The sequence below is a fragment of the Lacticaseibacillus porcinae genome, assembly GCF_003946305.1.
GTDB lineage: Bacteria > Bacillota > Bacilli > Lactobacillales > Lactobacillaceae > Lacticaseibacillus > Lacticaseibacillus porcinae.
On the sequence record NZ_RHNS01000014.1, the window covers coordinates 58,802 to 69,452 of the forward strand.

The 10,651-nt window shown below is 46.5% G+C and carries 9 protein-coding genes; 4 read left to right on the forward strand and 5 right to left on the reverse strand.

The annotated features are described in order from the left end of the window. The first annotated feature begins 11 nt into the window (after positions 1 to 11). Positions 12 to 698: a hypothetical protein gene (locus EKM92_RS10570; RefSeq protein ID WP_125710584.1), complete on the forward strand. Its 687-nt coding sequence runs from the start codon at positions 12 to 14 to the stop codon at positions 696 to 698. Positions 699 to 745: 47 nt separating this feature from the next. Here the strand turns inward: EKM92_RS10570 and EKM92_RS10575 are convergent, their stop codons facing one another. The 4 genes from EKM92_RS10575 to nrdF form a co-directional block, all read right to left on the reverse strand. Beyond that, a complete protein-coding gene (locus EKM92_RS10575; RefSeq protein WP_225420790.1) occupies positions 746 to 2,620 on the reverse strand; it encodes a sensor domain-containing diguanylate cyclase in 1,875 nt (624 codons plus the stop codon). Between the two features lie 269 nt (positions 2,621 to 2,889). Next, positions 2,890 to 3,699, reverse strand: a complete 810-nt coding sequence (locus EKM92_RS10580) for a transporter substrate-binding domain-containing protein (RefSeq protein ID WP_125710588.1) — start codon at positions 3,697 to 3,699, stop codon at positions 2,890 to 2,892. A gap of 435 nt (positions 3,700 to 4,134) precedes the next feature. Beyond that, positions 4,135 to 4,620, reverse strand: coding sequence for a class Ib ribonucleoside-diphosphate reductase assembly flavoprotein NrdI (locus EKM92_RS10585; protein WP_125710590.1), 486 nt, complete (start codon positions 4,618 to 4,620; stop codon positions 4,135 to 4,137). Beyond that, positions 4,617 to 5,606 carry a class 1b ribonucleoside-diphosphate reductase subunit beta gene (gene nrdF, locus EKM92_RS10590; protein ID WP_125710592.1) on the reverse strand — a complete coding sequence of 330 codons (990 nt, stop codon included), beginning with the start codon at positions 5,604 to 5,606 and terminating at the stop codon, positions 4,617 to 4,619. The genes EKM92_RS10585 and nrdF overlap by 4 nt, the downstream gene beginning before the upstream one ends. Positions 5,607 to 5,777: 171 nt before the next feature. On the opposite strand from nrdF, the gene nrdE reads away from it, so the two are divergent. After that, on the forward strand, positions 5,778 to 7,949 hold the full coding sequence (gene nrdE / locus EKM92_RS10595; protein WP_125710594.1) for a class 1b ribonucleoside-diphosphate reductase subunit alpha: 2,172 nt from the start codon (positions 5,778 to 5,780) through the stop codon (positions 7,947 to 7,949). A gap of 806 nt (positions 7,950 to 8,755) precedes the next feature. Further along, on the forward strand, positions 8,756 to 9,019 hold the full coding sequence (locus tag EKM92_RS10600; protein ID WP_125710596.1) for a hypothetical protein: 264 nt from the start codon (positions 8,756 to 8,758) through the stop codon (positions 9,017 to 9,019). An 81-nt stretch (positions 9,020 to 9,100) separates the two neighbouring features. Here EKM92_RS10600 and EKM92_RS10605 read toward each other — a convergent pair whose 3' ends face one another. After that, positions 9,101 to 9,979: a helix-turn-helix transcriptional regulator gene (locus EKM92_RS10605; RefSeq protein ID WP_056964718.1), complete on the reverse strand. Its 879-nt coding sequence runs from the start codon at positions 9,977 to 9,979 to the stop codon at positions 9,101 to 9,103. A 178-nt stretch (positions 9,980 to 10,157) separates the two neighbouring features. On the opposite strand from EKM92_RS10605, the gene EKM92_RS10610 reads away from it, so the two are divergent. Then, positions 10,158 to 10,523, forward strand: a complete 366-nt coding sequence (locus tag EKM92_RS10610; RefSeq protein ID WP_125710597.1) for a pyridoxamine 5'-phosphate oxidase family protein — start codon at positions 10,158 to 10,160, stop codon at positions 10,521 to 10,523. The last annotated feature ends 128 nt before the right edge of the window (positions 10,524 to 10,651 follow it).

Here is a 10,651-nt window from a genome sequence, read left to right on the forward strand (position 1 = left end):
GAGGAGCTTACATGTCTGAAACTTACTTGATGCCATTAACTGTCCCACAACGGTTGCTGATTTTAGTGATGATGCGCATGGCGCGGAACGACAATGAAGATTTCTTAACCGAACAACTGTTACCGCGAAGCCGAAAAGACTTGCGACCGCGTGATTTTTCAATGTCTGCACGAAACATCATTGCGACAGATCAAGTCTTTTTTCAAACGGCGACAGACTTTCCAACTGTGGCGCCAATGGTGAAAAGTGCAGTCGACCGCGCCGTCGCTTATGGCAAGCGCCATCCTGAAATCGGTGATGTCATTGCCGATCAAGCGGCGCTACCTGACCCTACTCCTGACTTTGAAGTCGGTTTAGTGATGTCTTATCGGCAGCGCAAACGGTTAGCATTTTTTTGCTTTTATCATATTTTCCGTAGCTTGCAAGTTTTAGACCTTGCTGATTTAGGTCGCTTGGTGCCTGGCATTATCTTATTAGATAAGCTCATCCCTCAAAATCGACACTTCAAACGACAAACACTGTTGTTTGATGACATTGATTTAGCCACGTTGGCGCCGATCGTATTAGGCGTCAGCGAAAACTATTCCGGCTACACTGGCATATTGACTCAAATGCTTGATGGCGTCCAATCAAAAAACACTGAATTATGGGGCTTACTCAATGATTTGGTGAATTCGACCCATGGTGATTTAAATTAAAAAAATCCGATTCACCCTTCAGCGTTAAGGGTTGAACCGGATTTTGACTAGGCGAGTCTCGGCAGCTCTGGTCGATCATAGTAATAGCCTTGCAAATATTGCACATGCAATTTCTCGCGAACAAAGGCGGCGTCTTGTGAATTCTCGATGCCATTGATCACCACTTTTAAGTGATGTGGCCGCACAGTATCTTCCCAAGTCTGCACTTGCGGATCTGAAAGGCCTTCTGGATAACGATCACGGACACTGGCGCAAGAGAGCTTGATCATATTCACATAAGGTAAGCGAGCTTTCAGCGTGGCCAACGACTTGCGAGCGTCTAAGTTCACTAAGCCGACTTCAATACCAACTTGTTGATAACGGGCGGCATTTTCTGCTAACACTGCCACATCAATATTATGATCCACCTCCACCATCAGCTTCACATCCATTGGCTCCCCGGCGATAAATGCCGTCAACCGCGCAGGGGTTTCAACATGACTGAACTGCAACGTCGACAAATGCATCATCACGCGATGCGTGACCCCAGTGGCAAGTAATTCACGGATATAATTAAGCTGCACATCAATTGGAATCACAAAATCACTGGGAAAATTCCACCGATCATGATCATATTCATAGCGCGCGAGTAACACCTCTTGTGCTTGGATCGGTGTGCCATCAAGGGTGGCATCTAATACTGATTGACTGATCAAGGTACGCGTTGCCATCACATGATGTAACACCTTCGAATTCAAAGTCAGATCCCCGATGGTAATGGCGTTGCGGCCGTTGTGTTTACTTTGATAAAGTGAAGCATCGGCTCGCGCAAACACATCGTCAAAACTTTGATCTTCGGGATGCAGTTCCGCAACGCCGATCGAAAGGGTCGTTTTGATCGTGTACGCGCCTGCATCAAATTGTTGGTCTTGAACTGTTTGCCAAACGGCAGTCACAATTGCTTGCACCGCAGCTAGCGAGACATCGACAAACACAATATTAAATTCTTCCCCACCAGTTCGGTATAGCGAATGTTGGCCTTCATGCCGCGATAGTTCTGCATCGATACTGCGAGCGACGCCGATCAACACATCATCGCCGGCTAAATGGCCATAATGATCATTGATCTGTTTAAAATGATCGATATCGATCGCTGCAACGGTTAAGTAATGGCCGTCATCATGGGCTTCTTGAAAGAAATGTGTGACATCACGGCGATAAATCGAGGCACTTTTGGCATTGGTCAATGAATCATACTGGGCTAGTTGTGCATTGACGGCATTTTTAATATCGAGTTTGTGATCGCGACTTAACGTGATCGCCGTCACCACCACCATCACAAAATACATCGATAACCCTTGAATGATGATCGCCGGTGTCACCGTCAATCCTGCAGAGTGCGGTGGCAACAACGTCCAAAAGCAGATCCCTAAAAACATGTAGACGCCGATATGCCGCCAAACCCGAAAGCGGATCTGGTTGCGCCACAACCACAACACCGACAACCCGATCACCGCACCGACAGCTGAAAGCACAAATTCTGGGCGATCAAAATAATCCATATGATGCATCAACCACACATCAGCGACCCCTGCCACTCGCAGGCCATATTCCCACCATGTCACATGCTCATCAAGCAAAATAAAGGTCAGGACAAACAACCCCATATTATGAAACATTAAACCAGTGGCGTTGGTAAATACCAACCACCCGACCATATGTAAGCTAGTCCCAATACCGATCGCAACCAACGCGACGACCACGCGGATCAACCATTTATATACCGGCTTATCTTGAAACCAATTATTGGCAACTTGCCAGATCCGGCGGTAATAATTGATAAAGCCGGTGGCAAACATAAAGGTGATCAAAAGTTGCGCAAACCACAACGGCGCATCAAGCGGCGCTGTCCCCAAGGTCGCAACGTTGTCTCCCGGATCCATATTCACACGTAATCCTCCCAAAATAGAAGATCTCTATTGCACAATTATCGCTAAATTATACGCCTATATTTAGTAAAGATAAAGGCTATGCAATTAATGGACTAGCTTGACGTAAACGCTATTTCAACATCATCGAGCACTCACTAGTAATCCCTTTCTTCCCCATTAAAATCAACTTTTTTCGGAAAACATCCTCACAAAAAAAGTTGCGCCTCAGTCATTTGAGGCGCAATTTCATCGAAACGCATTTTAGTCAATGATTTTCATCACTATTTGGTAATGTCAGCACCGAAGTACTTCATCGATAACTGCTTCAAGGTGCCGTTTTGACGTAACACTTTCAAGGCTTTGTTGACGCGTTTTTGCAGCTTGGTCGATTTCTTGTTCAACAACCCAGAAACTTTAGCTGGTGGCACTTCAGAACTTGGTAATTCTGTCATCGTCAAGCCATCAGTCGCGTGATCCGCTTTATACGCATACCAAGATGGGGCGGCGTTGATGTTCGCGTCGATGCGGCCATCTTTGATCATTTGCAAGTCAGTGGTGAAGTTTTCGACTGGTACAACGGTAGCGCCATACTTCTTCGCCACGATCGCATTGTCAGAGCCGGTGGATTCCCCTAACTTCTTTCCTTTGATATCTGCGATTTTGGTGATCGGCTTGCTCGTTGGTGAGATCAACACGTAATGAGAATAGGTATAAACATCAGAGAACAAGTAGCTTTTGGCGCGTTCTGGGCTTTGGGTGATGTTGTTCAACACCAAATCAAACTTCCCAGCACCAAGACCGGCGATCAGTGAATCCCATTTCGTTGGCTTGAATTCTGCTTTGACGCCCATTTGCTTGGCGACGGCTTTGCCAAGATCAACTTCAAAGCCGACTAATTTGTTGTTTTGACGGTAAGAATAAGGTTTGTAAGTGCCTTCCAAACCGATGGTCAACGTATCTTTGGTAACCAAGTCGTCTTTAAAGGTACCAGTTGTTTTGTTGCTTGCGCTGTTGCCGCATGCTGCCAGTAACGCGATGCTTGCGGTTAATGCCGCACCTAGCAAGGCTTTGCGCATAGTTTGCCACTTCATGTGTAAAATCTCCTCCAATAATGCTCGAATACTTCCAGCCTAACCAAACAATCAAAGGCGGTCAAGCACTTTCTTTAAATAAGTTTTCAGCAAGAAAGTTCTCATTTTTAGTATGAAGGGCCAGTGATTTAAATCTGGGACTCCAGCTGGCCGCCGGTGCATATAGAGGGTCCTCGGCCGAACTAGCCGAGAGGTATCGCTACGCTCCCCACTCGCCAGATTTCGACCTGCGGAATACTGTAAGCGACAAGTCGCTAACAGTATTCTCAATATGCACCAGCGGCCAGCTTCCGTCCCAATTTCAAATCACTTCACAGATGTATCGATGTCTCTGGTCGAACAAATAATGAGGCACCCTTAATGCATTCGTACAAAAAGTAGATTAGTAGAAAAAAGGCTAGGACATCTTGACGTCCTAGCCTTTGAAGATCGTTATTAATGCGTCAAGGCACGTTTGACGCCACGTTGTTCGAAATCTTTTTGATAGTTGACTAAAGCCGTGTAGATCTTAGCGGCTTCTTCATCATTGCCGCGTAGTTCAAACAACCCGATCACTGGAGAATTGAACCGGCGCGCATAGTGCTTGGCCGTCAAACCGAACTGCGCGTTGAAGTTACGGTTACCAGAACCGACGATGCCAAGCAAATTCTCTGTGTTGCCAGCGTCGAGTTCATCGCGAAAATCTAGCGTCATCACTTCTTTGTAACCATTGTTGATGCCGTCTCCACCATCTAAATAAGTGGGCACCATGGCAAAAAATGGGTGATCCATGATGCTGACATCGACAGATTCAGAATATTCTACTGGATTAATTTGATAGGCGTCAGGGTTTTTAGCGTGTTGTTGATCGGCGTAGGCACACAACCGCTTGACAAACGCGCGAGTGTTACCGGAAATCGAAACATAAAATAAATTGATCATTTGTCATCCCCCGCAGTTGGATCAGAGATCACATCAATGTTGTAATCATCATCACTCATCGCTTCGACTTGGCCTAACAAGTAGCCGTTGCCGACTTGAGAGAAGAAGTCATGGTTAGACGTGGTGGTGTTGATCCCGTTCATGATGATCGGGTTAACGTCTGAAGCGGTGGTTGGGAACATGCTGTCTTTGCCGAGGTTCATCAATGCTTTGTTGGCATTATATTCGACAAAGGTCATCACCTCTTTGGTCCAGCCCACTTGGTCGTAGCAAAGCGCCGCATATTTTTCTTCGTTGGCGTAAAGCTTGTACAACAAGTCGTAAGCCCAGTCGTCTTGTTTTTGCTTTTCAGCGGCAGACAATTGGTTATATGCGATTTGATATTTGTAGCCGATGTAAGTGCCATGCACAGATTCATCACGCAAGATCAGCTTAATGATTTCTGCGACGTTGTTCAGCTTGTTGTTGCCTAAATAATACAGTGGGGTGTAGAAGCCGGAGTAGAACAAGCAAGTTTCCAAGAACACGTTGGCGACTTTTTTGTGCAATGGATCTGGGTCATTGCGATATAAGTCAACGATCCACTTCGCTTTGTTTTGTAAATATTCTTCAGAGTCAGACCATTGGAAAATTTCATCAATTTCAGGTTGGGTGTTTAACGTGGAGAAAATCGTCGAATACGACTTTGCATGGACAGATTCCATGAATTGGATGTTGTTGAGGACCGCTTTTTCATGTGGGGTGATGGCACCTGTCGTCAACGCGCGCATGCCGTCTTGGCTTTGCACCGTGTCGAGCAAAGTCAAGCCGCCAAAGACATGGCCGACCACCCATTGATGCGTTGAATCAAGTTCGCGCCAGTCGTCCATATCATTGGATACTGGTACGCGGGTATCCAACCAGAACTGCTCTGTTAATTTTTCCCAAGTTGCTTTATCGACAGCGTCAGAAACGCGGTCCCAGTTGATTGCCTGATAATTTTCCATAATTGATGTGCATCCTCTCTGAATTGACGTTAAAATGTCAGTTGCGCGTAAATTTTACCACAGCTACGCACAAGCCAAAAACCGCAAGATATTGTTTGCAGATTGACCGTAACCACAATATACAGTATCATAGCATTATTCTCAATGCTAAAAAACAAAGGAGCGTTCGCCATGGGCCTCAAAGCCATTGATCCAGAACAAGTGACGTATTTCAAACTCAATAATGAAATTAATATTCCGGTGAATGGGCAGATCCCGTTGGCCAAAGACAAGGAAGCCTTAGCTGCTTTCTTCAAGGAAAATGTCGATCCTAACACCTTAACTTTCGACAGCCTTAAAGATCGCCTCGATTATTTAGTCGATCACAACTACTATGAAGCGGAATTCTTAAGCAAGTATTCCCTTGAATTCATGGAACAACTTCGCGACTACTTGGCTGCACAAAACTTCCACTTCCAATCCTTTATGGCCGCCTACAAGTTCTACGCCCAATATGCGTTGAAAACTGATGACAACGACCACTACTTGGAATCATTTGAAGACCGCGTGTTTGCTAATGCCTTGTTCTTCGCTGACGGTGATGAACAACTCGCTCAAAGCCTTGCTGATGAAATGATCCACCAACGTTATCAACCAGCGACACCATCTTTCTTAAACGCTGGACGCGCTCGTCGTGGTGAATTGGTGTCTTGTTTCTTGCTGCAAGTCTCTGATGATATGAATTCAATCGGCCGGGCAGTCAACTCAGCGTTGGAACTCTCTCGTATCGGCGGTGGTGTCGGCATCACGCTGTCGAACTTACGTGAAGGCGGCGCCCCGATCAAAGGGATCCAAGGCGCCGCATCTGGCGTATTGCCAGTGATGAAGTTGTTGGAAGATTCTTTTTCTTATTCCAACCAACTCGGCCAACGCCAAGGCGCTGGCGTTGTGTATTTGAACGTATTCCATCCTGACATCATCGCCTTTTTAGGGGCGAAAAAAGAAAACGCCGATGAAAAATATCGCTTAAAGACCTTAAGCCTTGGGGTGATCGTGCCTGATAAGTTCTACGACTTAGTCAAAGCCGACGCTGACATGTACTTGTTCTCCCCATATTCGGTGGAACGCGAATACGGTCAACCATTTTCTTACATCGACATCACCAAAGAATACGACAATCTGGTCGCCAACCCGAACATCACCAAGAAAAAGATCCGCGCCCGTGATTTGGAAACTGAAATTTCTAAACTTCAACAAGAATCCGGCTATCCTTACATCATGAACGTGGACACTGCCAACAACGCTTCTCCGATCGCCGGGAAGATCATCATGTCGAACTTGTGCTCTGAGATCATGCAAGTGCAAACCCCAAGTGTGTTGAACAACCGCCAAGAATATGATGTGTTAGGGACTGATGTGTCTTGTAACTTAGGCTCCACCAACATCCCGAACTTGATGCAAAGCCCAGACTTTGGAAAGTCTGTTGACGCGATGGTGCGTGCTTTGACTTATGTCACTGACCACTCCGCTATCGACGTGGTGCCATCAGTGCAAAATGGTAACGACTTGGCTCACTCCATTGGCTTAGGGGCCATGGGGTTGCACACGTATTTTGCCAAACATCACATGCACTATGGTAGCCCTGAATCATTGGACTTCACGAACCAATACTTCTTGTTGCTCAACTACTACAGCTTGAAAGCTTCTAACCAAATCGCTCGCGAACGCGGTGTGGTGTTCCACAACTTTGAAGCGTCCAAATACGCTGACGGCAGCTACTTTGATAAGTATTTGGATCAAGACTGGTCGATCAAATTCGACACTGTCGCTGAACAATTCAAAAACATCCACATTCCCACCAAAGCAGATTGGGCAGATCTTAAAGCCGCAGTGATGAAAGATGGCCTCTACCATCAAAACCGCATGGCGGTGGCACCAAACGGTTCGATTTCTTACATCAATGATACTAGCTCCAGCTTGCATCCGATCGTCAACCGTATCGAAGATCGCCAAGAAAAAACCATCGGGACGATTTACTACCCTGCTTCTGGTTTGGCCAACGATACCTTGCCATATTATCAATCTGCTTATGATACCAACATGTGCAAAGTGGTCGACGTTTACGCCGCGGCCCAACAACATGTCGATCAAGGCATGTCGATGACCTTCTTCATGCGCTCCACCATCCCTGAAGGCACTTACCCTTGGAAAGATGGTCGCACCAACAAAATGACCACTCGTGACTTGAACATCCTCCGTAACTACGCACATGCGAAAGGGATCAAGTCGATTTACTACATCCGCACCTTCACTGATGATGATTCAGAGATCGGCGCGAACGCTTGTGAAAGCTGCAGTATTTAATGAAATGAAGCGGTTGAGACATCACGTCTCAACCGCTTTTTTGATGATGATGTCCGACAACGATAGTGTTTCACCAAACTATCCCAATATGCCTCCGGCACGAAAATCTGTGGGCTCCGACGATTTGGCGTCACTGCGGTGAATGGGACAAGTTGCCGGTGCGGCCGTCTGCAGAAATCGGCAAAGCCCGCCGATGTTCTTGCGACTAAAAATTGAACCAAAGAAGAACGCTTTGTTTCAATTTTTGCCGGTGAAATCCGCGCGAACCGCCAAAACCCGGCGTTTCACTTGATTTCACTGCCACAGGCAATTGTCCAATTCACCTCCGTTTTGCCAAATCATCTCCGCCCACAGATTTTCTTCGATAGTTTGCCAGTTTACAAATCAAATACGCTGATGTTACGACGCCATTCACATGACTTAACATGATATATCAACGTAGCCATCGGGTGACAGTGGGCTAGCGTAGTGGAGGAACTGAAATCATCGAACGTGGCAGAAATAATAGCTAAGACAGCGGGTTTCTGGCTTAGCTATTATTTCAGGCAAATTCAAAGACGCGGGTTTCGGCTTTGAATGCGACGTAAAAACGTAACATCGGCGTACTTTGCCGATTTCTGCAGTCGGCCGGCCACGAGAGATGATTTCAGTTCCGCAACGGAGCTAGTCCACTGTCGCCTGATGGCGGGATTTCATAACATTTTTATTAAGCTCGAAGCGATCACGTTAAGCTTGCTTAAGCTTTGAAACAACGCGCCAGCCATGACTTAAAATGGGTTTATTAATTCACTTGGAGGTAACCACATATGGTTATTACCACCTTATTCAGTCACGCAGCGCGCGAACAACGTAACGTTGAACGGCTGGTTTTACAAAAACTCGCTAAAAACGGTTATCCTGAAACAGCATTATTAATGGAAACTGGCTTACAAAAAGCTGACGCCGGCTATCGCTTAGATTTTGATACTTGGGAAACCAACGAACATTACGTCGCCTTTGCCACACGCGTTGACAAGCGCTGGCAGGTGTCCTTACAAATCGGCGATCAAAACCCACAACAACTCAACTGATCTACCAATATATGTTGTCGTTGCCGGTTGTCGATAATTAAAAACGAGGTTCAGACGACTCATGTCTGAACCTCGTTTCATTTAATGGACATCTGTATCGGTTTGTGCCAGTTGCGCCTGGCGACGGTAAGCACTTGGGGTGATGTCGAATTGTTTTTTGAAGGTGTGGTCGAAGTTTGCCGGGTTCTTATAACCTAAGCTAAAGCCGATTTCAGCGACAGATTGGGCCGTCATCGCCAACATTTTCTTGGCTTGGTTCATGCGGATAAAGCGCAATTCTGCGGAGAATGGCTTTTTGAATAAGTCGTGGCACAACCGCGAGAAATAGTTCGGTTCATAACCGAAATATTCCGCTGCCGACTTCAAGGTAACAGAATCGATATGCGCCATGATGTAATTGAGGATCAAGCCGACTTGATGCGCTTTATCAGCACCGCGCAAATTGTCTTCTGGGAAGTCGGATTCGATGATCATCATCGCATTCAAACGCGCGCGTGACAATTCTGTCAGCAACAAGTTGGCGACCATCGATGCTTCATAACGCAAGTAACCATCTTGCGGCTGCATCAACATCAAGCGGGCGAGTTGCTCGCAATAGCCGTTGGTGAGTTCATGGGCGATGCGGCGAAAGACGATGTGGGCGGTGTCAGTGCTTTGCAAAAAGCTAGTGATCATGGCGTTAGGCCCGATCCCCACGGTGTTAGCCACTGGCAAAATGAAAAAGCGCACTTGCAGTGGGCGGTTGGCACCGTATGCTTCAAGTTGTGCTGGCATCGGATTGTGGATCAACACCACATCACCAGTTTTTAAGGCCAGTGGACGACCTTTTAACCGTAATAAACAATCGCGACGACATTGAATGATCGCCAACTGCGTGCCGCCTGCTTCAGGATCAGGCGGGGCACTTAACGGACTGAGGTCCAATTCGACGGTAGTGGCACTCCAAATTGGCGTATACATGCAAAGCTCCTCCTCGAGATTGTGTCTATCTGACAATTTTAGCACAAAAATGGCGACATCGGGCAGGACATTTGCCGGCAAATGTCAGAATTACATAATAAAATAGACAATTTTGCATGTATCCGGTAACATTTAAATGACGTACAATTAAATAGTCAGATACCTAGGAGGGATGCTTATGGACGCAAAGTTTCTAGAAGTGTTGCAACACGAAGGCCCAGTGACCATCATCACCATCAACGCGAACCCAGCTCACGTGGTGAATACGTGGATGTCTTATATCACGCTTAAAAATCAGCAATTGTTGATCCCAGCAGCTGGTATGCACAGCATCGAAGCGGATTTCCCCACTGATAACCATGTGTTGTTGACCTTCGGCTCTAAAGATGTCGAGGGCACTGTAGGGCCAGGGGCTGGCTTTCACGTTGCTGGCCGCGGCCACTTTGTGGAATCAGGCGCTGACTTTGACGCCAAAAAGTCCCAATTTCCTTGGTTGACGCGGATGCTCGTCGTGGATATCGATGATGTCCAACAAAAGATCTGATCAATGTGCTACCATGTCACAGAACTGATCGGATAAATACCTTACACACAAACAAACAGTCTAACCTTAGTGGTGGATCATGATTCGACGGAATCGTGGTTCACCACTTTTGATTTCTCTGATAAAGT